This window comes from Streptomyces sp. R11 (genome assembly GCF_041051905.1).
Classification (GTDB): Bacteria; Actinomycetota; Actinomycetes; order Streptomycetales; family Streptomycetaceae; genus Streptomyces.
The window spans coordinates 3,667,214-3,692,758 of the sequence record NZ_CP163432.1 but is presented as its reverse complement, the minus strand read 5'-3'; the positions used below and the strand labels follow the sequence as shown (position 1 = coordinate 3,692,758).

17 protein-coding genes are annotated in these 25,545 nt (G+C 70.0%); 12 read left to right on the top strand and 5 right to left on the bottom strand.

Translation table 11 applies throughout. The annotated features are described in order from the left end of the window. Nucleotides 1–2 precede the first annotated feature (2 nt). Complete coding sequence (locus tag AB5J55_RS16750; RefSeq protein WP_369271454.1) at nucleotides 3–1,322, bottom strand: hypothetical protein; 1,320 nt, start codon at nucleotides 1,320–1,322, stop codon at nucleotides 3–5. Between the two features lie 140 nt (nucleotides 1,323–1,462). Between AB5J55_RS16750 and mtnA the strand changes: the two genes are divergently transcribed. From mtnA to AB5J55_RS16715, 7 genes are all read left to right on the top strand, one after another. Continuing rightward, the gene (gene mtnA, locus AB5J55_RS16745) at nucleotides 1,463–2,614 is read left to right on the top strand and encodes an S-methyl-5-thioribose-1-phosphate isomerase (RefSeq protein ID WP_369271453.1); all 1,152 of its coding nucleotides are present in this window, start codon (nucleotides 1,463–1,465) and stop codon (nucleotides 2,612–2,614) included. Nucleotides 2,615–2,774: 160 nt separating this feature from the next. Continuing rightward, nucleotides 2,775–3,464: a two-component system response regulator MtrA gene (gene mtrA, locus AB5J55_RS16740; RefSeq protein ID WP_187284748.1), complete on the top strand. Its 690-nt coding sequence runs from the start codon at nucleotides 2,775–2,777 to the stop codon at nucleotides 3,462–3,464. Nucleotide 3,465: 1 nt separating this feature from the next. Next, nucleotides 3,466–5,541, top strand: coding sequence for an MtrAB system histidine kinase MtrB (gene mtrB / locus AB5J55_RS16735; protein ID WP_369271452.1), 2,076 nt, complete (start codon nucleotides 3,466–3,468; stop codon nucleotides 5,539–5,541). Continuing rightward, nucleotides 5,531–7,375, top strand: coding sequence for an LpqB family beta-propeller domain-containing protein (locus AB5J55_RS16730; RefSeq protein WP_369271451.1), 1,845 nt, complete (start codon nucleotides 5,531–5,533; stop codon nucleotides 7,373–7,375). Before mtrB ends, AB5J55_RS16730 begins: the two co-directional genes overlap by 11 nt. Nucleotides 7,376–7,647: 272 nt before the next feature. Next, on the top strand, nucleotides 7,648–8,649 hold the full coding sequence (locus AB5J55_RS16725) for a ComF family protein (protein WP_369271450.1): 1,002 nt from the start codon (nucleotides 7,648–7,650) through the stop codon (nucleotides 8,647–8,649). Between the two features lie 282 nt (nucleotides 8,650–8,931). Next, on the top strand, nucleotides 8,932–9,657 hold the full coding sequence (raiA, locus tag AB5J55_RS16720; protein ID WP_369271449.1) for a ribosome-associated translation inhibitor RaiA: 726 nt from the start codon (nucleotides 8,932–8,934) through the stop codon (nucleotides 9,655–9,657). A gap of 202 nt (nucleotides 9,658–9,859) precedes the next feature. Further along, on the top strand, nucleotides 9,860–10,606 hold the full coding sequence (locus tag AB5J55_RS16715; protein ID WP_369271448.1) for a response regulator: 747 nt from the start codon (nucleotides 9,860–9,862) through the stop codon (nucleotides 10,604–10,606). A gap of 22 nt (nucleotides 10,607–10,628) precedes the next feature. On the opposite strand, the gene AB5J55_RS16710 is transcribed toward AB5J55_RS16715, so the two are convergent. Beyond that, entirely contained in the window at nucleotides 10,629–11,828 is a 1,200-nt protein-coding gene (locus AB5J55_RS16710) for a winged helix-turn-helix domain-containing protein (protein ID WP_369271447.1), read from the bottom strand. Nucleotides 11,829–11,918: 90 nt separating this feature from the next. After that, the gene (locus AB5J55_RS16705; protein ID WP_369271446.1) at nucleotides 11,919–12,500 is read right to left on the bottom strand and encodes a GNAT family N-acetyltransferase; all 582 of its coding nucleotides are present in this window, start codon (nucleotides 12,498–12,500) and stop codon (nucleotides 11,919–11,921) included. Nucleotides 12,501–12,770: 270 nt separating this feature from the next. Between AB5J55_RS16705 and secA the strand changes: the two genes are divergently transcribed. Continuing rightward, complete coding sequence (gene secA, locus AB5J55_RS16700; protein ID WP_369271445.1) at nucleotides 12,771–15,620, top strand: preprotein translocase subunit SecA; 2,850 nt, start codon at nucleotides 12,771–12,773, stop codon at nucleotides 15,618–15,620. A gap of 110 nt (nucleotides 15,621–15,730) precedes the next feature. Here secA and AB5J55_RS16695 read toward each other — a convergent pair whose 3' ends face one another. Further along, nucleotides 15,731–16,354, bottom strand: coding sequence for an Rv3235 family protein (locus AB5J55_RS16695; RefSeq protein WP_369271444.1), 624 nt, complete (start codon nucleotides 16,352–16,354; stop codon nucleotides 15,731–15,733). 353 nt (nucleotides 16,355–16,707) lie between these two features. On the opposite strand from AB5J55_RS16695, the gene AB5J55_RS16690 reads away from it, so the two are divergent. Both AB5J55_RS16690 and AB5J55_RS16685 read left to right on the top strand, forming a co-directional pair. Further along, the gene (locus AB5J55_RS16690) at nucleotides 16,708–17,223 is read left to right on the top strand and encodes a hypothetical protein (RefSeq protein ID WP_369271443.1); all 516 of its coding nucleotides are present in this window, start codon (nucleotides 16,708–16,710) and stop codon (nucleotides 17,221–17,223) included. Between the two features lie 78 nt (nucleotides 17,224–17,301). Next, entirely contained in the window at nucleotides 17,302–17,967 is a 666-nt protein-coding gene (locus AB5J55_RS16685) for an HAD family hydrolase (protein WP_369271442.1), read from the top strand. A gap of 84 nt (nucleotides 17,968–18,051) precedes the next feature. Here the strand turns inward: AB5J55_RS16685 and AB5J55_RS16680 are convergent, their stop codons facing one another. Beyond that, the gene (locus tag AB5J55_RS16680; RefSeq protein WP_369271441.1) at nucleotides 18,052–18,618 is read right to left on the bottom strand and encodes a DJ-1/PfpI family protein; all 567 of its coding nucleotides are present in this window, start codon (nucleotides 18,616–18,618) and stop codon (nucleotides 18,052–18,054) included. Nucleotides 18,619–19,412: 794 nt separating this feature from the next. Here AB5J55_RS16680 and AB5J55_RS16675 point away from each other — a divergent pair. Together AB5J55_RS16675 and AB5J55_RS16670 are read left to right on the top strand one after the other, a co-directional pair. Then, nucleotides 19,413–24,353, top strand: a complete 4,941-nt coding sequence (locus AB5J55_RS16675; RefSeq protein WP_369271440.1) for an NAD-glutamate dehydrogenase — start codon at nucleotides 19,413–19,415, stop codon at nucleotides 24,351–24,353. A gap of 122 nt (nucleotides 24,354–24,475) precedes the next feature. After that, on the top strand, nucleotides 24,476–25,423 hold the full coding sequence (locus AB5J55_RS16670) for a hypothetical protein (protein ID WP_369271439.1): 948 nt from the start codon (nucleotides 24,476–24,478) through the stop codon (nucleotides 25,421–25,423). Nucleotides 25,424–25,545: the final 122 nt, after the last annotated feature.

Sequence of the window (25,545 nt, the reverse complement as noted above, 5' to 3'; positions counted from 1 at the left end):
ATTCAGCTCCCCGGAGTGCCGGTGCCGTGGTCCTGGACGCCGGCTGCCCGGGCCAGTTCGAGGTCGAGGGCCTCGCGGCGGATGCGCTGGTCGATGTAGAGCAGGACGGTGACGCCGGCCGTGATCGGGAAGGTGATCATGGAGCCGATCACCGAGCCGATGCCGCTGATGATGAGGAACGTCCAGCCGAAGTCGCCGGCGCCGTCGAGGAATGCGGTGGCGCCGTCGCCGCTGAAGGCGGCGGCGAGGAAGGTGAACGGGATGACGACGATCGCCGCGACGATGTTGGCGATGAGTGTGGCCAGCAGCTGGATGCCGAAGACGCGCCACCAGGAGCCGCGGACCAGCTTCGTGGAGCGGCTCAGCGCCTTCATGATGCCCTGCTTCTCCAGCATCAGTGCGGGCGAGGCGAGGGAGAAGCGGAACCACAGCCACATCGCGACGATGCCCGCGCCGAGGATGCCGAGGATCGCGAGCGCCCCGCCCGCCGCACCGGAGCCCGAGACGACCACGAGGATGCCGGGCAGGGCACCCACGAGCACCAGGCCGAAGGTCATCATCAGCAGCAGGAGGAGCAGGCCGAACAGCGGCAGCACCTGAGGACGGGCGTCGCGCCAGGCCTCGCCGGTGGTCACGGACTTGCCGAGCACCGCGCGGCTGGTGACCGTCGTCAGCAGGGCGGTCGCGATGATCGCGCCGATCACCGAGATCAAGAAGATCACGCTGGAGCTGAGCAGCGCGTCGCCGGTGGCCCGGGTGACCTCGCTGAGGGTGGCGTCCGGGTCGTTGAGGGCCTCACTGCCGGCGAGGTCGTTCAGGACGAAGCCCTGGAGGAGGATGACGAGGATTTCCGTCACGATCGCGACGGTCAGGGAGATGCCCAGGACCGTGCGCCAGTAGGTGCGCATGGTGGAGACCGCGCCGTCGAGGATCTCGCCGACACCGAGGGGGCGCAGCGGGATCACGCCGGGCTTGGCAGCGGGCGGCGGGCCGCCCCAGCCACTGCCCCAGGCGCCGTAGCCCTGGGGGCCTCCGCCGGGGCCGCCGTATCCGCCGGTGCCGGCGGGAGGGGGAGTGCCCCAGCCCGGGCCGGGCGGTGGGGGTGGCGGCGTCTGGCCGGGGGCCTCGGGGCCCGTCGGGGCGGACCACTGGGCGGCCGGCGGCTGCTCCTTGGACCACTTCGAGCCGGGGCCCTGTGGGTCGGTTCCCGGTTGCTGCGCGGGGTCGGGACGGTCTGCGGGCTCGGCAGGGCCGGACGCGCCGGGTTCCTGGCCGTCGGACGGGGCGGATCCGGGCGAGGCCCAGCCCGGAGTGTCTTTCATCGTCGCTCCTTCACGGTGCCCGTCCGCGGTCGCGGCGGCAGGTTGGCAGCCATCGTGCCATGGGGTGGCCGCGGAGGTACCGGCCGCGGTATCGGCTGCACACCTTCAATTGTCCGCCGGACAAGGGGCAGACTGACCGCATGGCTGATCAGCACGCGCAATCCGGCGAGGACAGCAAGCAGCACGAGATCCCGGCGATCCGATGGGACGAACCACCCGAAGGTCCCGTACTGGTCCTTCTCGACCAGACAAGGCTGCCGGCCGAGGAGGTCGAGCTGGTCTGCACGGACGCGCCCGCGCTGGTGGAGGCGATCCGTTCGCTTGCCGTACGCGGGGCGCCGCTGCTCGGGATCGCCGGGGCGTACGGCGTCGCGCTCGCCGCCGTGCGCGGCTTCGACGTGGACGACGCCGCCGAGTCGCTCGCGGGCGCCCGGCCCACCGCCGTGAACCTTGCACTCGGTGTGCGCAGGGCACAGGCGGCGTACCGGGACGTGCTCGCCGGGAGTGGGGACGTCGAGCGGGCCGCTGCCGCGGCGCTGGGTGCCGCGCGGGCGTTGCACAGGGAGGACGCCAACGCCAGCGCGCGCATGGCCGAGCGGGGGCTGGCACTGCTGGACGAACTGTTGCCCGGCGGTGGGCACCGCATCCTCACGCACTGCAACACCGGGGCTCTGGTGTCAGGTGGGGAGGGCACGGCGTTCGCGGTGGCGCTCGCGGCGCACCGGGCCGGGCGGCTGAGGAGGCTGTGGGTGGACGAGACACGGCCGTTGCTGCAAGGGGCTCGTCTGACGGCGTACGAGGCGGCGCGCAACGGGATGGCGTACACGCTGCTCACGGACAACGCGGCGGGGTCCCTGTTCGCTGCCGGTGAGGTGGACGCGGTGCTGATCGGGGCCGATCGGATCGCTGCCGACGGGTCGGTGGCGAACAAGGTGGGGAGCTATCCGCTCGCCGTGCTCGCGCGCTACCACCATGTGCCGTTCATCGTGGTGGCGCCCCTGACGACAGTGGACCCGGAGACACCGGACGGGGCGTCCATCGAGGTCGAGCAGCGTCCTGGGTTCGAGGTGACGGAGATCGCGGCGCCTCAGGTACCGGTGGCGGGAGGGGAGCCGGGAGGCGGCATCCCCGTGGCGCCTCTGGGGACCCAGGCGTACAACCCGGCGTTCGATGTGACGCCGCCCGAGCTGGTGACTGCGATCGTCACCGAGGAGGGAGCCGCATCGCCCGTGACGGCCGAGGCGCTGGCCGAGCTGTGCGCCAGGTCACGGCAGGTGACGCCGACATCGTGAGGAGAGGTTGGTGTCATCAGTTCGGGCAGAGCGGGGTGAACCCCCTCATTTGTCACTCGCTGTGATCTGAGCCAGGGCAGACAGTGGCGACGGCGTACGACTAAGGTCACTGGCCGGTGACCTATCTCACCTGAGCCTTCGCCACTGTTATGAGAATGGGATGATGTCGTTTATGAAGGGACGAGTCCTTGTCGTCGACGACGACACCGCACTGGCCGAGATGCTCGGCATCGTGCTGCGTGGTGAAGGTTTTGAGCCGTCTTTCGTAGCCGACGGCGACAAGGCGCTGGCCGCATTCCGTGAGTCCAAGCCCGACCTGGTGCTGCTCGACCTGATGCTGCCCGGGCGGGACGGCATCGAGGTGTGCCGTCTGATCAGGGCGGAGTCCGGCGTGCCGATCGTGATGCTGACGGCGAAGAGCGACACCGTCGATGTCGTCGTGGGCCTGGAGTCCGGCGCCGATGACTACATCGTCAAGCCGTTCAAGCCGAAGGAGCTCGTCGCCCGGATCCGGGCGAGGCTGCGGAGGTCCGAGGAGCCGGCGCCCGAGCAGCTCGCCATCGGTGACCTGGTCATCGACGTGGCCGGGCACTCCGTGAAGCGGGACGGGCAGTCGATCGCGCTGACGCCGCTGGAGTTCGACCTGCTGGTCGCGCTGGCCCGCAAGCCGTGGCAGGTGTTCACGCGTGAGGTGCTCCTCGAGCAGGTCTGGGGCTACCGGCACGCGGCCGACACGCGCCTGGTCAATGTGCATGTGCAGCGGCTGCGTTCCAAGGTCGAGAAGGACCCGGAGCGGCCGGAAATCGTCGTGACCGTACGTGGCGTCGGCTACAAGGCAGGGCCGAGCTGACATGTCCCGGGACAGTGCCGCTTCGGCCCCCGGTCGGACCGGGGCCCGCCCGGAGCGGCCTGTCGGCCGGAAGAAGGCGGGCTCCCGCTGGGGACGGTTCCTCGAGGGCGGACTGCTGCAGGGCGGAGTGCAGGGCAGTCCGGTCCTTCGGCTCCTGCTGCGCTGGGTGCGCCGGCCGCTGCTGCCCGTCATGCGGCTGTGGCGGCGCAACATCCAGCTCAAGGTCGTCGCCACCACCCTGCTGATGTCGCTCGGCGTCGTCCTGCTGCTGGGCTTCGTCGTCATCGGGCAGGTGCGCAACGGCCTGCTGGACGCCAAGGTGAAGGCCTCGCAGAGCCAGGCCACCGGCGGCTTCGCCGCGGCCAAGAAGAGCGCCGACGAAGCCGCGGCCGGGGCCGCCGACGACGGCGCGACGGTCGACGGGCGTTCCGAGCAGAACGTCATCCAGTGGATGAGTGACCTCGTCTCCTCGCTCTCCAGCGGCGGCCAGGGCGCCTTCGACGTGGTGACCCTTCCGGCCTCCGCGGCAGGAGACAGCGGTGGACGCGGGCCACGAGCCTCCGGTGGCGTGGACCCGACGGCGAGCGTGCCCGAGGACCTGCGCGAGCGGATCGACAGCAACATGGGGGCGTTCCAGAGCTACACCCGCATCGTCTACAACCGCACCGCCGACAAGGAGCCCCAGCCGGCCCTCGTCATCGGCAAGCAGGTCAACGACCCCAACAGCGACCCGTACCAGCTCTACTACTTCTTCCCGCTCACCCAGGAGGAGAAGTCGCTGAGCCTGGTCAAGGGGACGCTGGCCACCGCCGGGCTCTTCGTCGTCGTACTCCTCGGAGCCATCGCCTGGCTCGTGGTGCGCCAGGTCGTCACGCCGGTGCGGATGGCGGCCGGTATCGCCGAACGGCTGTCCGCCGGGCGACTGCAGGAGCGGATGAAGGTCACCGGCGAGGACGACATCGCGCGGCTCGGCGAGGCCTTCAACAAGATGGCGCAGAACCTTCAGCTGAAGATCCAGCAGCTGGAGGACCTCTCGCGGATGCAGCGGCGGTTCGTGTCCGACGTGTCCCATGAGCTGCGGACGCCACTGACGACCGTACGGATGGCCGCCGACGTCATCCATGAGGCGCGGGAGGACTTCGACCCGGTGACCGCGCGGTCGGCGGAGCTGCTGGCCGACCAGCTGGACCGGTTCGAGTCACTGCTCGCCGACCTGCTGGAGATCAGCCGTTTCGACGCGGGCGCTGCGGCACTGGAAGCCGAGCCGATCGACCTCAGGGAGGTCGTGCGGCGCGTGGTCAGCGGGGCCGAGCCGCTCGCCGAGCGCAAAGGCACACAGATCCGCGTCGTCGGCGACCAGCAGCCCATCGTCGCCGAGGCCGACGCCCGCCGCGTCGAACGGGTGCTGCGCAACCTCGTCGTCAACGCCGTCGAACACGGCGAAGGCAGGGACGTCGTCGTCAAGCTCGCCTCGGCGGGCGGGGCGGTCGCGGTCGCGGTGCGCGACTACGGCGTCGGACTCAAGCCCGGCGAGGCGACCCGGGTCTTCAGCCGCTTCTGGCGGGCCGACCCGGCACGCGCGCGTACGACGGGCGGTACGGGGCTGGGGCTGTCGATCGCGCTGGAGGACGCGCGGCTGCACGGCGGATGGCTCCAGGCGTGGGGCGAGCCCGGTGGCGGCTCGCAGTTCCGGCTGACCCTGCCGAGGACCGCGGACGAGCCGCTGCGAGGCTCTCCGATACCCCTGGAACCCAAGGACTCGCGGCGCAATCGCGGTCTCGATGACGCCGGACTGCCCAGCGGTGGCGGTGAGAAGGCGGCGACTGTGCCGGTCCAGTCCAACGGGGACCAGGCGCCCCCGATGCCGTCCAGGGACCCCATCGTCACGCGGATGGGCGGGGCGGCCCCCAAAGCCGACCCGACGGCGCTGCCCGGCAACGGCGCACGTGTGGTGCCCCGGCCCACTTCGGGCGCGCGGCGGCAGGAGGAGGTGCCCGGTGCGCAAGAGCCGGCGAGCGAGGAAGCCGGTCAGGACGGGGAGTCGAGCAAGCATGGGGAGGCATCTCGTGGCCGCTGACCGCGAGAGGGGCGCCACCCGGCGCGGGGCGGGGCGCGCGGTGGCGTACGCCGCCTGTGGCGCCGTACTGCTGGCGGGGTGCGCCTCGATGCCCGACAGCGGCGATCTGCGGGGCGTCGAGTCCACGCCGCGACAGGACACGCAGGTGCGGGTCTTCGCCATGCCGCCGCACGAGGACGCCTCGTCCTCGGAGATCGTGTCGGGCTTCCTGGAGGCACTGACCAGCGACGATCCGGACTACGAGATCGCGCGCAAGTACCTGACCGAGGAAGCGTCGCAGAAGTGGCAGCCCCTGCTGTCCACGACGGTGCTCGCCGACGGGCCGGGTGCCGATGTCGAGCGCGTAGGGGGCCGGGAGGAGACCGACAGCCTCTCCTACACGCTGACCGGCACCAAGGTCGCCCTGGTCGACGCGCAGCAGTCGTACGCGCCCGCCGACGGGGACTACAGCGAGTCGATGCACCTCATCCGGGACAAGAAGACGAAGCAGTGGCGCATCGACATCCCGCCGCGCGGCGTCGTCATGGGTAAGTCGGACTTCCAGCGCAACTACATGTCCGTCGACAAGTACTACTTCGCCTCGAACACCACCCTCGGGACCTCGCCGCACACGGCGGCCGTCGCCGATCCCGTCTACGTGCGCAGGAACGTGGACCCGATGACGCAGATGGTCCGCTCCCTGCTCACGGGGCCCACCAGCTGGCTCAACCCGGTGGTCAGGTCGAGCTTCCCCACCGGCACGGCACTGAGGAAGGGCGTCACCGCGCTGACGCCCGACGATCAGAACAGGCTGACCGTGCAGCTGAACGACAAGGCGGCCCGGGTCGGGCTGACCCAGTGCAAGGAGATGGCGGCCCAGCTGCTGTTCACCCTGCAGAACCTCACCCCCACCGTGGACGAGGTCGACCTGCGGTCCGACGGCAGGCAGCTGTGCTCGCTCACCGAACAGGATGCGGAGGCCGTCGCCGCGCGCGGGTCGGTGGAGCGCGCCGACTATCTGTACTTCCTCAACGCCGAGCACCGGCTCGTACGGCTGCCCGCCGCCACCAGTGACACGGAGCCCGACCCTGTGCCCGGCGCCCTGGGCGACGGCGATGTGCAGCTGAAGTCCGTGGCGGTGTCGCGCGACGAGGACATGGCGGCCGGGGTCGGCCTCGACGGCAAGAACCTGTACGTCGGCGCGCTGGTGTCGGGTGGTCCGCTCGGGGAGCCGGAGCTGAGCAGCGCGGGCCCGACCGCGGAGGAGCGGCTCTCGGCGCCCAGCTGGGACGCCCAGGGCGACCTGTGGGTGGCCGACCGCAATCCCGGCAACCCCCGGCTCCTCCTGCTGGAGGAGGGCGTCGGCAAGCCTCTGGTGGTGAAGACGCCGCCGGGCCTCGAGGGGCGCATCGAGTCGGTGAAGGTGGCCGCCGACGGTGTGCGCATTGCGCTCGTGGTGAAGCAGGGCGAGAAGTCGTCGCTGCTCATCGGGCGGATCGAACGGAGCCAGGACGACAAGGCGGAGGAGCCCTCGGCCGTCTCGGTGCACGAACTGCGCTCCGCGACGCCCGAATTGGAGGAGGTCTCGGCCATGTCGTGGGCCGGTGACAGCCGGCTCGTCGTGGTCGGGCGCGAGAAGGGCGGGGTGCAGACCATGCGGTACGTGCAGGTCGACGGCTCCACACCGGAGGGGCCGGCGCCCGCGGCCCTCAGCGGCGTCAAGGAGATCACCGCGTCCGAGGACGCGCGGCTGCCGCTGGTCGGTTACTCGGAGGACGGGATCGTGCGGCTGCCGTCGGGGGCGCAGTGGCAGAAAGTGGTGACGGACGGGGCAGCTCCGGTCTATCCGGGGTGAGGCTTTGCCCGGACCGCCGTTGGGTGCGGGACGGGGAGTGTGCGGGGAGTGTGGTGGCCGCTTCCGGCCGGGGTGAGTCTCCGGCTGGGGGCGGCCGCTTCGTTTTGGTGCGTGGGTGGTGCGTGGGTGGTGCGTGTCGTGCCGTGGTGAATGGTGGGAACGCGGCTCCGTTCCGGGACGGAAATGGGGCAGGCCGCCATCGGGCCGAGTTATCCACAGGCAGTTATCCACAGGGGTGGTCGGTCGGGACGGGCGTTGGCACAGTGGTGGGCATGCGGGGGTGGTGGCAGGACCTGACCGACCTGGTGCTGCCGGCCGAGTGCGGAGGCTGTGGAAGGCCTCGCACGGTGCTCTGCCCGGAGTGCCGTGCCGTCCTGAACGGGGCCGTACCGAGCCGGGTGCGACCGGTGCCGGAGCCGCCCGGGCTGCCGGTCGTGCACGCGGCGGCCCGGTACACGGACGAGGCGCGGGCGGCGCTGCTCGCCCACAAAGAGCGCGGCGCGCTGGCGCTCACGGCACCGCTCGGGGCGGCGCTGGCGGGGGCTGTGCGGGCCGGGCTCCGGGAGGCCTGTACGTCTCGGGACAGCGGGGCGTCGGGGCGGGATGTGCGGCTCCGGGGCTCGCAGGCGCGGGTCGACGGGGTGCGGCGGTCGGAGGGCGCCGAGGCGCCTGTGCTGCTCGTCCCTGTTCCGTCCGCGCGTGGGTCGGTGCGGGCGCGAGGACATGATCCGGCGCGGCGGATCGCGCTCGCGGCGGCGGGTGAGCTGCGGCGGGCGGGGACGCCGGCACGCGTGCTTGCGGTGCTGCGGCAAGGGCGTGGGGTGGCCGATCAGTCGGGGCTCAACTCGCGGCAGCGGCTGGACAATCTCGCGGGCGCGCTGGTGGTGGCGCCTGGGGGTGGTCGGCTGCTCGCCGGGGGTGGTCCCGTTGTGCTCGTCGACGACCTGATGACGACGGGTGCGTCGCTGGCGGAGGCGGCGAGGGCTGTGCGGGTGGTGTTGGCGGCGGCGGAGGGGGTGGGCTCCGGTGGTAGGGGGAGGGTGGGCCCCAGCAGTCGTACAGCGCAGCCCGGTGCACGCGTTGGCCGGACAACAGCCGTGTACCGGCCGGGAACTCGGGAAAGCAGATGGGAACGGAGAGCCGGATCGACGGAGGGCAGTGTGCGGCAGTTGCGTGAGAGGCCGGGAATCATGGGCTCAGGACTGACCCGTGACCTGATCTGCGCGGCCGTGGTCGCGGCGTCGCCGGATTCTTTCGAAATAAACCGGAACTGACTGAGAACTTGCATCGTTGCAGGTAACGAGAGGGTCAATTCACCTGAACGGAGGTACGCCGCAGTAGAGGGTGACGACATCCGTCCGGGCGAGATATGTTCGGTTGTGAGGGAAAGGCGCAGGCCATCCCCGTCATATCCGAATGCCGTGCCGTGGGTTTTGCGCAATCACCCGCGGCCATGGGGTGGAGATCTTGCCCATGGGGGAGGAGGAGGTGGAAGTCACCGAGTCCGAGGTTCCGGGGTTCCCCGGAGCCTGGTGCAAAAGGGAGATGCTCCGCCGATGGAGCGGGGCGATCCGGGAACGGAGTTCTGCGTGGACATCGTCGTCAAGGGCCGCAAGACCGAGGTGCCCGAGCGGTTCCGCAAGCACGTGGCCGAGAAGCTGAAGCTGGAGAAGATCCAGAGGCTCGATGCCAAGGTGATCAGCCTCGACGTCGAGGTGTCCAAGGAGCCCAACCCGCGACAGGCCGACCGCTGTGACCGAGTGGAGATCACGCTCCGCTCGCGCGGTCCGGTGATCCGGGCGGAGGCAGCGGCCAGCGATCCGTACGCGGCGCTCGACCTCGCGGCGGAAAAGCTGGATGCCCGGCTGCGCAAGCAGCACGACAAGCGTTTCTCGCGCCGAGGCGCACGCCGACTCACGGCGGCCGAGGTCCCCGACCACGTACCGGGCGCGGCGACGCTCAACGGCAATGGCCGCACGTTCCAGGAAGAAGAGCCGGACGGAATTCCCACCAAGAAGATCGGCTCGCTGGAAGTAAAGGGCGAAGGCCCCCTCGTCGTACGCGAGAAGACGCACGTCGCCTCCCCGATGACCCTCGATCAGGCCCTCTACGAGATGGAGCTGGTCGGGCACGACTTCTACCTGTTCGTCGACTCGGAGACGAAGGAACCAAGCGTCGTCTACCGGCGTCATGCCTACGACTACGGCGTCATTCACCTCAGCACGGACCCGATGGTCACCCAGGCGCAGGCCCCCGCGGCAGGCGGCACGCTGGGCGGCTGAGCCACCCGGCTGACAGCTGAGCCGGTGCCCCTGGAGCGCGGTGTGCGCCCCCAGGGGCACCGGTGTGCGACCTCTTCGCGCCCTGCTCGTCACCGTAGTGTCGGCCGGGCATGGAATCATGGCCGCACCGGCCCAACCGTTGGGCCGCTGCCTTGGGTTGGCGATGGCAGACGACCAGCCACAGCCTTCAGGGGGAGGAACGATGGCGGACAGCTTCGGACCGATGCGGGATGAGGATGCCGACAGCGATGTCGTCGGCATGGGCCCGGACGCGGGCTCTCCACGCAAGGAGCCGATCAGAGTCCTCGTCGTCGACGACCACGCCCTGTTCCGCCGTGGACTGGAGATCGTGCTCGCGGCCGAGGAGGACATCCAGGTCGTCGGGGAGGCGGGCGACGGCGCGGAAGCCGTGGACAAGGCCGCTGACCTGCTGCCGGACATCGTCCTGATGGACGTGCGGATGCCCAAGCGGGGCGGGATCGAGGCCTGCACCTCCATCAAGGAGGTCGCCCCCAGCGCGAAGATCATCATGCTGACGATCAGCGACGAGGAGGCCGACCTCTACGACGCGATCAAGGCGGGCGCGACCGGTTATCTCCTGAAGGAGATCTCCACCGACGAGGTGGCCACCGCCATTCGCGCCGTGGCCGACGGGCAGTCGCAGATCAGCCCGTCCATGGCGTCGAAGCTGCTCACCGAGTTCAAGTCGATGATCCAGCGCACGGACGAGCGTCGGCTCGTGCCCGCGCCCCGGCTGACGGACCGTGAGCTGGAGGTGCTCAAGCTCGTGGCCACGGGGATGAACAACCGGGACATCGCCAAGGAGTTGTTCATCTCCGAGAACACCGTGAAGAACCACGTGCGCAACATCCTGGAGAAGCTGCAGCTGCACTCCAGGATGGAGGCCGTGGTGTACGCGATGCGGGAAAAGATCCTCGAGATCCGCTGAGGCCGGATGACCGGCCCTGGGGTCAGGCCAGCAGGCGAGTGAGTTCCGTGGCGAGCGGCTCGCGCAGGTCGGGTGCGTCGACCCGTTCCACGCGTACGTCCGAGCAGTCCACCCAGCTCGCCGCCTCCACCAGCGCCTGGGCCACCGCCGGGACCGCCTTCGGGCCGTCCAGGGTGACCTGTTTGGCGACCAGGGTGCTGCCTTCGCGGGCCGGGTCCACGCGGCCGACCAGGCGGCCACCGGCCAGGACCGGCATGGCGAAGTAGCCGTAGATCCGCTTCTGCTTGGGGACGTACGCCTCCAAGCGGTGGGTGAAGCCGAAGATCCGCTCCGTGCGTGCCCGCTCCCAGATCAGGGAGTCGAACGGGGACAGCAGCGTCGTACGGTGGCGGCCGCGCGGAGGGGTCTCCAGGGCCACCGGGTCGGCCCAGGCCGGCTTGCCCCAGCCCTCGACAGTGACCGGCACCAGGCCCGAATCGGCGATCACCGCGTCGACCTGTTCGCCCTTGAGCCGGTGGTAGTCGGCGATGTCCGCGCGCGTGCCCACGCCGAGGGACTGGCCCGCCAGGCGGACCAGGCGGCGCAGGCACTCGGCGTCGTCCAGATCGTCGTGCAGCAGTGCCTGCGGGATGGCGCGTTCCGCCAGGTCGTAGACGCGCTTCCAGCCGCGGCGCTCGACGCAGACCACCTCGCCGTACATCAGGGCGCGTTCGACGGCGACCTTGGCGCCCGACCAGTCCCACCACTCGCTGGTCCGCTTCGCACCGCCCAGCTCGGTCGCGGTCAGGGGGCCCTCGGTGTGGAGCTGCTTGATCACCTGGTCGTAGGCGCCGTCGGGGAGTTCGTGGTTCCAGTGGGGCCGGTTGCGGTAGGCGCGGCGGCGGAAGGCGAAGTGCGGCCACTCCTCCACGGGGAGGATGCAGGCGGCGTGGGACCAGTACTCGAAGGCGTGCGGCTGCGGCGACGGCTCGCCCGCGGCCGCAGTCGTCCAGTAGGCCTTCTCGACCGTCTTGCGACCCACCGCGCCCAGGCGGGCGTACGGGATGAGCTCGTGGGAGCGGGCCAGGACCGAGATGGTGTCGAGTTGGACCGCGCCGAGGTGACGCAGTATGCCGCGGACGCCTGACCTGCGGTCGGGGGTGCCGAGGAACCCCTGCGCGCGGAGGGCGATCCGGCGGGCCTCGTCGGCCGAGAGGTCGGTGGTGGGGCGCAGGGTCGTCATGGTCGGCACGATAGGCGGTGGCACTGACAGTGCGGGGTGAGCTGGGGATTTGTCCGGGGTGGGCCTGCACGCGGGTGCCGGGGGACGCAGTTATGCGGGTTGGTTCCTCGTCGGCAGGTACGGGGCCGTCGACGGCAGGCTCAGGTCCGACGGGAGCAGGGAACCCACCCAGCAGTCCCGGCGTACGCCCTGGTTGACCATGGCGGAGCGCAGGGTGCCCTCAAGGGCGAAGCCGGCGCGTTCGGCCACCGCGCGGGAGGGCCCGTTGCCGACCTCCGCGCGCCATTCCACGCGGTCGAGCGACAGGTGGACGAAGGCCCAGCGCGACGCGGCGAGTACGGCCTCGGTGATGTAGCCGTTGCCGCGGTGCTCCTTCGTGCCCCAGAAACCGATCTCGGCCTCGCTCATGGAACGCATCGTGAGGCCGAGCATGCCCACCAGGTCCTCCCCTTCGGGGAGGAAGAGTCCCCAGGTGAGCATCGAACCGTTCGCCCAGCCCTCGGGGACCAGTTGTTCCGCGAAACTCTGGGCGTGCTCGTAGAGGTAGGGCGAGGGGATCGTGGTCCAGCGCTGGATGTCGGGGTCCTGTACGGCCTCGTACACCGCGTCCGTGTCCTTCGGGCCGACCGTGCGCATGAGGAGACGGCTGGTGGCGAGCGTGACGGGTTCCATCGGCCGATTCTGCTCGGGGGGCGTCGCATGCGCCATCCTTATAAGCGGTGTGTGAGCGAGCGAACGCATTTCGCGCAATTCGTCGGCGGAACGCGGCACCAACCGCAGCCCCCGGCCGTTGTCCCTTTGACGGAGATTTGAAGCAGCGGACGTTCGACGTCCACGGCAGGCTCCCGGCGTGGCGGGGTCCTCGCATACGATGGCCGTTGCTCAGTCAAGTCAAATGGAAACCGACCGTCCTAGGCCCGACCGGCAAGGAGACCAACCCCCGTGTCCGTCCTCTCGAAGATCATGCGTGCAGGCGAAGGCAAGATCCTGCGCAAGCTGCACCGCATCGCGGACCAGGTCAACTCCATCGAAGAGGACTTCGTCGACCTCTCCGACGCCGAGCTGCGGGCCCTCACCGATGAGTACAAGCAGCGCTACGCAGACGGCGAGAGCCTGGACGACCTGATGCCCGAGGCCTTCGCGACCGTTCGCGAGGCCGCCAAGCGCGCTCTCGGCCAGCGTCACTACGACGTCCAGATCATGGGCGGCGCTGCCCTCCACCTGGGCTACGTGGCCGAGATGAAGACCGGTGAGGGCAAGACGCTCGTCGGCACGCTGCCCGCTTATCTGAACGCGCTGTCCGGCCAGGGCGTCCACCTGATCACGGTGAACGACTATCTGGCCGAGCGTGACTCGGAGATGATGGGCCGCGTCCACAAGTTCCTGGGTCTGAGTGTCGGCTGCATCCTCGCCAACATGACGCCGGCCCAGCGCCGCGAGCAGTACGCGTGCGACATCACGTACGGCACGAACAACGAGTTCGGCTTCGACTACCTGCGCGACAACATGGCGTGGTCCAAGGACGAACTCGTCCAGCGCGGCCACAACTTCGCCATCGTCGACGAGGTCGACTCCATCCTCGTCGACGAGGCCCGTACGCCGCTGATCATCTCCGGCCCGGCCGACCAGGCCACCAAGTGGTACGGCGACTTCGCCAAGCTGGTCACGCGCCTGAAGAAGGGCGAGGCGGGCAACCCGCTCAAGGGCCTGGAGGAGACCGGCGACTACGACGTCGACGAGAAGAAGCGCACGGTCGCCATCCACGAGGCCGGTGTCTCCAAGGTCGAGGACTGGCTGGGCATCGACAACCTCTACGAGTCGGTGAACACGCCGCTGGTGGGCTACCTGAACAACGCCATCAAGGCCAAGGAGCTCTTCAAGAAGGACAAGGACTACGTCGTCATCGACGGCGAGGTCATGATCGTCGACGAGCACACCGGCCGTATCCTCGCCGGCCGCCGCTACAACGAGGGCATGCACCAGGCGATCGAGGCGAAGGAAGGGGTGGACATCAAGGACGAGAACCAGACGCTCGCCACGATCACCCTGCAGAACTTCTTCCGCCTCTACAAGCGCCACGACCACGACGGCAAGGAACAGCCCGGTCTGTGCGGCATGACCGGTACGGCGATGACCGAGGCCGCCGAGTTCCACCAGATCTACAAGCTCGGCGTGGTCCCGATCCCGACGAACAGGCCGATGATCCGCATGGACCAGTCGGACCTGATCTACCGCACCGAGGTCGCCAAGTTCGAGGCGGTCGTCGACGACATCGTCGAGAAGCACGAGAAGGGCCAGCCGATCCTCGTCGGTACGACGTCGGTCGAGAAGTCCGAGTACCTGTCGCAGCAGCTGTCCAAGCGCGGCGTCCAGCACGAGGTGCTGAACGCCAAGCAGCACGACCGTGAGGCGATCATCGTCGCCCAGGCCGGCCGCAAGGGCGCCGTCACCGTCGCCACCAACATGGCCGGCCGTGGTACGGACATCAAGCTCGGCGGCAACCCCGAGGACCTCGCCGAGGCGGAGCTGCGCCAGCGCGGCCTCGACCCCGAGGAGCACATCGAGGAGTGGGCCGCGGCCCTGCCCGCCGCCCTGGAGAAGGCCGAGCAGGCGGTCAAGGCGGAGTTCGAGGAGGTCAAGGAACTCGGCGGTCTCTACGTCCTGGGCACCGAGCGGCACGAGTCGCGCCGTATCGACAACCAGCTGCGCGGTCGTTCCGGCCGTCAGGGCGACCCGGGCGAGTCCCGCTTCTACCTCTCCCTCGGTGACGACCTGATGCGCCTGTTCAAGGCCCAGATGGTCGAGCGCGTGATGTCGATGGCGAACGTCCCGGACGACGTGCCGATCGAGAACAAGATGGTCACGCGCGCGATCGCGTCCGCCCAGTCGCAGGTCGAGCAGCAGAACTTCGAGACCCGTAAGAACGTCCTGAAGTACGACGAGGTCCTCAACCGCCAGCGTGAGGTCATCTACGGCGAGCGCCGCCGTGTCCTGGAGGGCGAGGACCTGCACGAGCAGGTGCAGCACTTCATGGACGACACGATCGACGCGTACGTCGGCGCGGAGACCGCCGAGGGCTTCGCCGAGGAGTGGGACCTGGAGCGGCTGTGGGGCGCCTTCAAGCAGCTCTACCCGGTGAAGGTGACCGTCGACGAGCTGGAGGAGGCGGCCGGCGACCGTGCCGGGCTGACCGCCGAGTTCATCTCCGAGTCCATCAAGGACGACATCCACGAGCAGTACGCGGCGCGTGAGGCGCAGCTCGGCTCCGAGATCATGCGTGAGCTGGAGCGCCGGGTCGTGCTGTCGGTCCTGGACCGCAAGTGGCGCGAGCACCTCTACGAGATGGATTACCTCCAGGAGGGCATCGGCCTGCGCGCGATGGCGCAGAAGGACCCGCTGGTCGAGTACCAGCGCGAGGGCTTCGACATGTTCACCGCCATGATGGAGGGCATCAAGGAGGAGTCCGTCGGCTACCTGTTCAACCTGGAGGTCCAGGTCGAGCAGCAGGTCGAGGAGGTCCCGGTCGAGGACACCAAGCCGGTGGCCGACCTGGAGAAGAGGGACGCGGTGCCGGCGCAGGCGGGCGCGCGTCCCGAGATCCGCGCCAAGGGCCTCGAGGCTCCGCGCCGCCCGGACCGGCTGCACTACACCGCGCCCAAGGTGGACGGTGAGGGCGACATCGTCGAGGGTGACTTCGACAACGGCGACGAGCCGGTGCGCTCGGAGGCCGACGGCCTCACGCGCGCGGAGCGGCGCAAGCAGGCGCGTGGTGGGCGGCGCCGCAAGAAGTGACGTGACGGTGGCTGTGACGCCGTAGCAGTCAGGAAGGGGCGGGTTCCTCGGGGAACCCGGCCCTTCGGCTTGCTCGGCCCGCCGGCGGCCTGTTGTGGGGGTGGTGGCGGTCAGTCGTCGTCCGGGCGGGGCCTGCGTGGGCCGCCCAGTTCCACTGCCGTGCAGCGCCAGCGGAGGTCTCCGCCCTGTTCCAGGCGGAATGCCATGGCACGCAGCTGGTCTCCGGCACCGATGCGGGCGAAGGCCTCGATGGCGCCCGGGCGGGGTTCGAAGTAGCCGATGTCGCGGACGACGGGGCGGGTGCCGCGGGTGCGCAGGAGGCCGCGCTCCGCGAGCCAGGCCAGTTCGTCGTAAGCACGGCCGGCGGTGTGGCGGAGCATCCAGTGGACGGGGCGCTGGCCGCTCAGCACGAGGAGCAGACGGTCGGCGAAGACGTCGGTGGGGCGGGGTTGCGGGACGGCGGGCCTGTCGAGGGTGCTGGTTGCGGCCGCCGGGATGCGCCAGGTGCGCGGCGTGGGGGCCGGGGCCGTGGCTGGGCGGGTGTCCGTGGGCCTGGTGCGCGGGACGGTTCCCGTGGAGCCTGACGAGCCCGGTGGGCGGCCTCCCGGGGATGCCGTACGGGCCGTGCCGCCGCTCGGCGTGCGGGGCGGGCTGCCGGCGGGGCGGCGGGTGTCGCGGCGGGTCGGCGGGCGGGTGCCGGGGCGGCGCTGTGCCCTGGTCATGACCTTGTTCATGGAGTCCCCGTTCGGTGAACCCGGATAGATACCGGTCGGTAACTTCGTGGTTGGTGATCTTGTACGGGGCTGCGGGGGGCGGGAGCAAGGCAGCGGGGACTCGGGCCGGGCGGCCGGAATCTTCACTTATCCGGGTGATCGAGGGCCGTGGAAGCCTGTGCCGGCAAGGGCGCACCGGGTGAGTTCGTGTACCGGGGTGGACGCTCGGCGGGGTGGCGGACGGGGCTCGAAAGGGGACGCCCCGGGTATCGCCCGCACGTATCCTGAAGGCCCTCCGGAGGTGCGGGGATCGCCCCTCTCCGGGCCCTTGCAGAGCCTTACGAGTGCTACGAGTTCGAAGAAAGCGGTCAGTAATGCGCGTCTACGTCCCCTTGACCCTCCCCGGTCTCGCCGAGGCGCACAAGGCGGGCGAGCTGGAGGCCGAGTCGCTCGTCGCGTACGCCGTCACGCCCGCGCTGCGCGAGTGGTACCTCTCCGACGACATCGAGGAGCTGGAGTACGCCGCGCTCAACCGGGCCGCGCTGGCCTCGCTGCGGCTGCTGGCGGCGGACAGCGGGGCGGCTCGGCGCCGGGTGGTGGTCGCCGTCGACGTGCCCGACGGGGCGGCCGTCGCCGACCCGGACCGGGGGCTGGACCCGGCGTCGCTGGGCGAGGTGCGAATCGCCGGGAGCGTGGCGTTGGCCAAGGCGGCCGCCGTGCACGTCGACTCGGACGATGCGGAGACGGACGTGGCGGCGGCCGCGGAGGCGCTGGCGGCGGCGGACGGCGGGGACGACGACGCGCAGTTCGTCGTGGACGGAGCCGAGGACCATGAGCTGCTGTGGTTCGCCACCCAGGAGATCCCGAACCTGGTGGGCCTGGTCGACTGACCCGGCGCTGCCCTCGTTGACCTGCTGTTTGACCCGCCGTTCTCTTGATTGTCAGTGAGGGCGGGTACGGTTTTTGGCATGGGGAAGCGAGAAGGGGCGCACATCGTCTGGGACTGGAACGGGACGCTGTTCCACGACAATGACGCGATCATCGGGGCGACGAACGCGGCGTTCGGCGAGCTGGGGCTCGAGCCGATCACGATGGAGCAGTACCGGGCGCTGTACTGCGTCCCGGTGCCGAAGTTCTACGAGCGGCTGCTCGGCCGGCTGCCGACCGAGGCCGAGTGGGAGGTCATGGACGAGACCTTCCACCGGTACTACGCCGAGCACCGGGTGACGTGCGGGCTCACCACGGGCGTGGCGGAGCTGCTGGTGGAGTGGGGGTCCGCCGGGCGCAGCCAGTCGATCCTGAGCATGTACGTGCATGACGAACTCCTCCCGCTGGTGCAAGGGTTCGGGATCGAGCAGCACTTCATACGCGTCGACGGGCGGACCGGGCCGTCCGGGGGCAGCAAGGCCGAGCACATGGTGCGGCACATCAAGGCGCTCGCGAGCGTCGATCCCGCTCGCACGGTCGTGATCGGGGACGCCGCGGACGACGCGGTGGCGGCGCTCCATGTGGGCGCTCAGGCCGTGCTCTACACCGGGGGGTCGCACAGCCGGGCGAGCCTCGAGGGGGTCGGGGTGCCGGTCGTGGACACACTGGTCGAGGCGGTCGCGGAGGCGGAGCGGCTGGCCGCGTGAGCGTCGGCGCCCATCACGGGCGCGGCGCCCCGGTGGAACGCCGCGCCTGTGCTCGCCGGACCCGCATGGGGACCTGGGCGTCGGTCAGGTCACCGGTGCCTTCGCTCGCAGCACCGTCAGGAACTCGCGCATCCAGCTGGAGTGGTCCGGCCAGGCGCGGGAGGAGACCAGGGTGCCGTCGACCACGGCCTCCGCGTCCTGGAAGGTGGCGCCGGCCGCCTGCATGTCCAGTTCCAGGGCGGGGTACGCCGTGACGCGGCGGCCGTGGAGGCTGTCGATCGCGGCGGTGAGCAAGGGGCCGTGGCAGATCTGGGCGACCGGCTTGTCGGCATCGAAGAACGACTTCAGGATCTTGCGGAGCTCGGGGTCGTTGCGGAGGTACTCGGGGGCCCGGCCGCCGGGGATGACGACGGCGGCGTAGTCGCCGGGGTCGACCTCGGAGAAGGCGAGGTCGGCGGGCCAGGTGTAGCCGGGTTTCTCGGTGTAGGTGTCGAAGCCGGGTTCGAAGTCGTGGACGACGAACTGGAGCTTCTTGCGGGCGGGGGCGGCGATGTGGACGTCGTAGCCCTCTTCGCGGAGGCGCTGGTAGGGGTAGAGGACCTCCAGTGACTCTGCGGCGTCGCCGGTGACGATGAGGATTTTCGCTGTCATGTCGGGTGCGCTCCTCTTTTGGGCCGGGGGCTGCGTCCGTCGGGCCTTAGGGGCAACGTGCCTCGGAGTGGGGCGCTTGCCAAGGGGGCGTGCGCTGCCCGGCGGTGTGAGGTGCCGCCACGGCGGGACGGGCCGCCGCGTCCGGCCGGGCCGCCCCGGCGGCGCGACTGCCCGCCTGCTCGGTGGGTCGCGGACAGCCAAGCCGCACGGGGCGCCATTGTCGGCGGCTGTTTTCGGACACCCGTCGCCTCCGGATGGCCTGCTTCCGTTCTCGGAACCCGGCCCCGGTCGTCGTCACAGTCCCTCACCCCAGGCTGCCCCTGTATACCCGACCCCGCCAGTTACGCCCTCACCGCCCCGTTTGCCCCTGTGCAGAACGTCAAAGTTCCACCCCTGGTTTTGTACACATACGGCTCATGACGGCCCCCCTGTAAGGAGCGATAGCCTTAGTGGCGTGATCAGCGCGATAGCTCGCGGGGGCAGTGTTGCCCCTGCCCTGCGCCCGGAGAGCACGGACCACATCCGTGACCGGGTGGCGGTCGCTGGTCTTCGCGGGCGGGAGGGGGGCGTAAGGGCTCCCGGGACGTCATGCACACCCCGGGCCCGGACGTCGCAGAGAGCAGCGTCACACCCCTTGGGCAGCTCAAGATTGGCTCATATACCCCCGCTCATCTCACCTCGCGGCATAGCGTCGAAGCAGACCGGACACCCCGCGTCGCGGCGTTATACCGGAGGGGAAGAGACCGTACTTCCTTCTACGTCACGCAACGGCGCGCGACAGGAGCCAGAGGACAATGCAGACCAAGCTGGACGAAGCCAAGGCCGAGCTGCTCGAGAGGGCCGCTCGGGTAGCTGAGAACAGCCCGGTCGGGGGGCACCTACCGACTGGGACGACGGACGAGAGCAGCCCCGGCACCCCGGACCACGACACCGTGCTCGCGTTCCTCCAGCGCTACTACCTGCACACCGCCCCGGAGGACCTCACCGACCGCGACCCGGTCGACATCTTCGGAGCCGCTCTCTCGCACTACCGGCTGGCCGAGAACCGCCCCCAGGGCACGGCCAACGTGCGGGTCCACACGCCCACCGTGGAAGAGAACGGGTGGACCTGCAGCCACTCCGTCGTCGAAGTCGTCACCGACGACATGCCCTTCCTGGTCGATTCGGTGACCAACGAGCTCACTCGGCAGGGCCGGGGGATCCATGTGGTCATCCACCCCCAGGTCTTCGTCCGCCGCGATGTCACCGGCAAGCTCATCGAGGTGCTCACCGCGCCGCCCACCGGCGAGGTGCCGCACGACACGCACACCGAGTCCTGGATCCACGTCGAGATCGACCGCGAGACCGACCGCGGCGACCTGAAGCAGATCACCGCCGACCTGCTGCGCGTCCTGTCCGACGTCCGTGAGGCCGTCGAGGACTGGAGCAAGATGCGGGACCTGGCCCTGCGTATGGCCGACGAGCTGCCGCAGGAGCCCCACTCCGATCTGCGTGAGCAGGAGTTCGAGGAGGCCCGCGAGCTGCTGCGCTGGCTGGCCGACGACCACTTCACCTTCCTCGGCTACCGCGAGTACGAGCTGCGCGATGACGACTCGCTCGCCGCCGTGCCGGGCACCGGCCTCGGCATCCTGCGCGCCGACCCGCAGCACTCCGAGACCGAAAGCCACCCCGTCAGCCCCTCCTTCGAGCGGCTGCCCGCCGACGCCCGCGCAAAGGCCCGCGAGCACAAGCTCCTCATCCTCACGAAGGCCAACAGCCGGGCGACCGTGCACCGGCCGTCGTACCTCGACTACGTCGGCGTGAAGAAGTTCGACGAGAACGGCGAGGTCGTCGGTGAGCGCCGCTTCCTGGGCCTGTTCTCCTCCGCCGCCTACACCGAGTCCGTCCGCCGCGTGCCCGTCGTCCGGCGCAAGGTCGACGACGTGCTGCGGGTCGCCGGGTTCTCGCCCAACAGCCACGACGGGCGCGACCTGCTGCAGATCCTGGAGACGTACCCGCGCGACGAGCTCTTCCAGACCCCGGTCCCCGAACTCCAGCGCATCGCCACCTCCGTGCTCTACCTGCAGGAGCGGCGCCGGCTGCGGCTGTACCTGCGGCAGGACGAGTACGGCCGCTACTACTCGGCCCTCGTCTACCTCCCCCGCGACCGCTACACCACCGGCGTACGCCTGCGGATCATCGACATCCTGAAGGAGGAGCTCGGCGGCACCAGCGTCGACTTCACCGCCTGGAACACCGAGTCGATCCTCTCCCGGCTGCACTTCGTGGTGCGGGTGCCGCAGGGCACCGAACTGCCGGAGCTCAGCGACAGCGACAAGGAGCGCATCGAGGCGCGCCTCGTCGAGGCCGCGCGCTCCTGGGCCGACGGCTTCACCGACGCGCTCAACGCCGAACTCGGTGAGGAGCACGCCGCCGAGCTGCTGCGTCGCTACTCCAACGCCTTCCCCGAGGGCTACAAGGCCGACCACAGCCCGCGCTCCGCGGTTTCGGACCTGGTCCACATCGAACAGCTCACCGAGGAGAACAACTTCTCGCTGAGCCTGTACGAGCCGGTCGGCGCGTCCCCCGAGGAGCGCCGGTTCAAGATCTACCGCAAGGGCCCGGCCGTCTCCCTGTCCGCCGTCCTGCCCGTCCTCAGCCGGCTCGGCGTCGAGGTCGTGGACGAGCGGCCGTACGAACTGCGCTGCTCCGACCGCAGCGTCGCCTGGATCTACGACTTCGGTCTGCGCCTGCCCAAGTCGGCGGGCGGAGGTGCCGGTGACTACCTCGGCGACGACGCGCGCGAGCGGTTCTCGGAGGCCTTCGCCGCCACCTGGACCGGCAAGGCGGAGAACGACGGCTTCAACGCCCTCGTCCTGAGCGCCGGGCTGACCTGGCGGCAGGCGATGGTGCTGCGGGCGTACGCCAAGTACCTGCGACAGGCGGGCTCCACCTTCTCGCAGGACTACATGGAGGACACCCTCCGCAACAACGTCCACACCACCCGGCTGCTCGTCTCCCTGTTCGAGGCGCGGATGTCGCCGGACCGCCAGCGCGCGGGCCGCGAGATCGTGGACGCGCTGCTCGAAGAGGTCGACGCGGCGCTCGACCAGGTGGCGAGCCTCGACGAGGACCGGATCCTGCGGTCCTTCCTCACCGTCATCAAGGCGACGCTGCGGACGAACTTCTTCCAGGAGGCGGCGGGCGGCAAGCTGCACGACTACGTCTCCATGAAGTTCGACCCGCAGGCCATCCCCGACCTGCCGGCACCGCGACCGGCGTACGAGATCTGGGTCTACTCGCCGCGTGTCGAGGGCGTGCACCTGCGCTTCGGCAAGGTCGCGCGCGGTGGCCTGCGCTGGTCCGACCGGCGTGAGGACTTCCGCACCGAGATCCTCGGCCTGGTCAAGGCGCAGATGGTGAAGAACACCGTCATCGTGCCGGTCGGCGCCAAGGGCGGCTTCGTCGCCAAGCAGCTGCCCGACCCGAGCGTGGACCGGGACGCGTGGCTGGCGGAAGGGGTCGCGAGCTACAAGACCTTCATCTCGGCTCTGCTCGACATCACCGACAACATGGTCGCCGGCGAGGTCGTGCCCCCGGCGGACGTCGTCCGCCACGACGAGGACGACACCTACCTCGTCGTCGCCGCCGACAAGGGCACCGCGACCTTCTCCGACATCGCCAACGGGGTCGCCGAGCAGTACAACTTCTGGCTCGGCGACGCCTTCGCCTCCGGCGGCTCGGCCGGCTACGACCACAAGGGCATGGGCATCACCGCCCGCGGCGCCTGGGAGTCCGTCAAGCGGCACTTCCGCGAGCTGGGCGTGGACACGCAGACCGAGGACTTCACGGTCGTCGGCATCGGCGACATGTCCGGTGACGTGTTCGGCAACGGCATGCTGCTCAGCGAACACATCCGCCTGGTCGCCGCCTTCGACCACCGGCACATCTTCATCGACCCGAACCCGGACGCGGCCACCTCCTACGCCGAGCGCCGCCGGGTCTTCGAGCTGCCGCGCTCCAGCTGGGAGGACTACAACACCGAGCTGATCTCGGCCGGTGGCGGTGTCTTCCCGCGCAGCGCCAAGGCCGTCCCGGTCAACGCGCACATCCGCGAGGCCCTGGGCATCGAGGGCAAGGTCTCCAAGATGACCCCGGCCGACCTGATGAAGGCGATCCTCCAGTCGCCGGTGGACCTGCTGTGGAACGGCGGCATCGGTACGTACGTCAAGGCCTCGACCGAGTCCCACGCGGACGTCGGCGACAAGGCCAACGACGCCATCCGCGTCGACGGCGCCGACCTGCGTGTCAAGGTCGTCGGCGAGGGCGGCAACCTCGGTCTGACCCAGCTCGGCCGGATCGAGTTCGCGCGGCACGGCGGCCGGATCAACACCGACGCCATCGACAACAGCGCGGGCGTGGACACCTCCGACCACGAGGTGAACATCAAGATCCTGCTCAACAGCCTGGTCAGCGACGGCGACATGACCGTCAAGCAGCGCAACAAGCTGCTCGCCGAGATGACCGACGAGGTCGGCCGTCTGGTCCTGCGCAACAACTACGCGCAGAACACGGCGATCGCCAACGCCCTCGAGCAGTCCAGCGCCATGCTCCACGCCCAGCAGCGCTTCATGAAGCACCTGGTCAGGGAGGGGCACCTGGACCGGGCGCTGGAGTTCCTGCCCACCGACCGCCAGATTCGCGAACGCCTCGGCAGCGGCCACGGCCTCACCGGCCCGGAGACAGCCGTCCTGATGGCGTACACGAAGATCACGGTCGCCGAGGAGCTGCTGCACACCACGCTGCCGGACGACCCGTACCTGAGCACGCTGCTGCACGCGTACTTCCCGACCGCGCTGCGCGAGCAGTTCCCGGCCAACCTCGTCAGCCACCCGCTGCGCCGCGAGATCACCACGACCGTGCTGGTCAACGACACGGTCAACACGGGCGGTACGACGTACCTGCACCGGCTGCGCGAGGAGACCGGGGCCTCCTTGGAGGAGATCGTCCGGGCGCAGACCGTGGCCCGCGCGATCTTCCGCTCGTCGACCGTGTGGGACGCGGTCGAGGCGCTCGACAACAAGGTCGAGGCCGCCGTCCAGACCCGGATCCGGCTGCACTCGCGCCGCCTCGTCGAGCGCGGTACGCGCTGGCTGCTCAACAACCGGCCGCAGCCGCTGGAGCTCGCCGACACCATCGACTTCTTCAGTGACCGTGTCGAGCAGGTGTGGTCGCAGCTGCCGAAGCTGCTCAAGGGCGCGGACCTGGAGTGGTACCAGCAGATCTACGACGAGCTGACCGGTGTCGGCGTCCCGGCCGAACTGGCCACGCGGGTGTCCGGGTTCTCCTCGGCCTTCCCGACGCTGGACATCGTCTCGGTGGCCGACCGCCTCGGCAAGGACCCGATGGACGTCGCCGAGGTGTACTACGACCTCGCCGACCGGCTCCGCATCACCCAGCTCATGGACCGCATCATCGAGCTGCCCCGCGCGGACCGCTGGCAGTCCATGGCCCGCGCCTCCATCCGCGAGGACCTCTACGCCGCCCACGCGGCCCTGACCTCGGACATCCTGGCGGCCGGCAACGGCACCGCGACGCCCGAGCAGCGCTTCGAGTCGTGGGAGCAGAAGAACACGGCGATTCTGGGACGGGCGCGTACGACGCTGGAGGAGATCCAGGGGTCGGAGGCGTTCGATCTGGCCAACCTGTCGGTGGCCATGCGGACGATGCGGACGTTGCTGCGGCAGCACTCGTAGCCGTGCGGGTTCGTTGATCGCACGTAGGTCGTACGTGGCTCATACGTGAGCCAGGGCGCCCCGGACTATGACAGTCCGGGGCGCTCGCGCATTTGGGGCATAACGGGAATTACAGTGCTGGCGTGAGCACGATGCGGGGTGCGCTGCGGAGACCTTCGGTCGTTGCGCAGGTCGGCGCCGTGCTGGTTGTCGTGCTGCTCGTGGCGGTCGTCGTCCGGCTTCCGTGGGCCGGCGACCTCGGTATGCACGCGGCGACCGTGCAACGTCTGCGGCACGACCTGGTCGACCCCGGCAATCCGCTCGTCGACGCGGACACGCCGAGTCCGTACTACTCGCCCTGGATGCTCGTGCTCGGGTGTGTCGCCCGGGTGACGGGGTTCTCCGTCTTCGTCGTGCTGCGGATCGGTGCGGTGGTCGGGCTCGGGTTGTTCATCAGCGGGGTGTGGCGGTACGTGCGGACGCTGAGCCCGCATCCGGCCGCGCCGGCGCTGTCCCTGCTGTGTCTGGTGTTCCTGTGGGGGACGTCGCTGTTCACCTGGAGCGGCTTTCTCGGGCTGAACTCGCTGGCGTTGACGGTGTCGTATCCGAGCGTGTTCGCGTTGGGCCTGGCGTTTCACCTCTGGGCTTGGCTGGCGGGGGCGGTGCGGGGCGGGTCGGCGGCGGGGGCGGGCTGGGCGCGGGGGTGGGGGGTGTGGGTCGGGCTCGGTGTGCTGTGGGCGGTGATTCTGCTGTGCCATCAGTTCTCGGGGGTGGTGGCCTCGCTGGGGGCGTTGGCCACTGTGGTCGCCGCGCGGGTGAGGGGTGGGGTGTGGGTGCGGCTGGGGGTGGGCGTGCTGGTGGGGGGGTGGGGGTTCTGTGGGTGTGGCCGTACTACGACTTCTTCGCGTTGTTCGGGGCGGGGAGGCGATCTGGAGGCGGTGCATAGGGGGCTGTACCGGGATTGGTGGGGCGGTACTGGCTGGTGTCGGTGGGGGTGGTGGCGCTCGGGGTGCGGGTGGTGGCGGGATCGGTGGGATCCGCTGGTGCTGTTCTTCGCGCTGGGGGTGGTGGTCGTGGGGGGGGTGGGGTGAGTGGGCACTACTCGTGGGGGCGGGCTGTGCCGGCGGTGGTGATTCCTGCGCAGATCGCTGCGGGGGTGGGGGCGGTGGAGGTGTGGGAGCGGCGGGGTCGTCGTGGTGGGTGGGGTGGCGGT

What these genes read in the sequence shown, in the direction of transcription:
- AB5J55_RS16750 (WP_369271454.1), bottom strand. Translation starts at nt 1,322, where the DNA reads ATGAAAGACACTCCGGGCTGGGCCTCGCCCGGATCCGCCCCGTCCGAC.
- mtnA (WP_369271453.1), top strand. Translation starts at nt 1,463, where the DNA reads ATGGCTGATCAGCACGCGCAATCCGGCGAGGACAGCAAGCAGCACGAG.
- mtrA (WP_187284748.1), top strand. Translation starts at nt 2,775, where the DNA reads ATGATGTCGTTTATGAAGGGACGAGTCCTTGTCGTCGACGACGACACC.
- mtrB (WP_369271452.1), top strand. Translation starts at nt 3,466, where the DNA reads ATGTCCCGGGACAGTGCCGCTTCGGCCCCCGGTCGGACCGGGGCCCGC.
- AB5J55_RS16725 (WP_369271450.1), top strand. Translation starts at nt 7,648, where the DNA reads ATGCGGGGGTGGTGGCAGGACCTGACCGACCTGGTGCTGCCGGCCGAG.
- raiA (WP_369271449.1), top strand. Translation starts at nt 8,932, where the DNA reads ATGGAGCGGGGCGATCCGGGAACGGAGTTCTGCGTGGACATCGTCGTC.
- AB5J55_RS16715 (WP_369271448.1), top strand. Translation starts at nt 9,860, where the DNA reads ATGGCGGACAGCTTCGGACCGATGCGGGATGAGGATGCCGACAGCGAT.
- AB5J55_RS16710 (WP_369271447.1), bottom strand. Translation starts at nt 11,828, where the DNA reads ATGACGACCCTGCGCCCCACCACCGACCTCTCGGCCGACGAGGCCCGC.
- AB5J55_RS16705 (WP_369271446.1), bottom strand. Translation starts at nt 12,500, where the DNA reads ATGGAACCCGTCACGCTCGCCACCAGCCGTCTCCTCATGCGCACGGTC.
- AB5J55_RS16695 (WP_369271444.1), bottom strand. Translation starts at nt 16,354, where the DNA reads ATGAACAAGGTCATGACCAGGGCACAGCGCCGCCCCGGCACCCGCCCG.
- AB5J55_RS16690 (WP_369271443.1), top strand. Translation starts at nt 16,708, where the DNA reads ATGCGCGTCTACGTCCCCTTGACCCTCCCCGGTCTCGCCGAGGCGCAC.
- AB5J55_RS16685 (WP_369271442.1), top strand. Translation starts at nt 17,302, where the DNA reads ATGGGGAAGCGAGAAGGGGCGCACATCGTCTGGGACTGGAACGGGACG.
- AB5J55_RS16680 (WP_369271441.1), bottom strand. Translation starts at nt 18,618, where the DNA reads ATGACAGCGAAAATCCTCATCGTCACCGGCGACGCCGCAGAGTCACTG.
- AB5J55_RS16675 (WP_369271440.1), top strand. Translation starts at nt 19,413, where the DNA reads ATGCAGACCAAGCTGGACGAAGCCAAGGCCGAGCTGCTCGAGAGGGCC.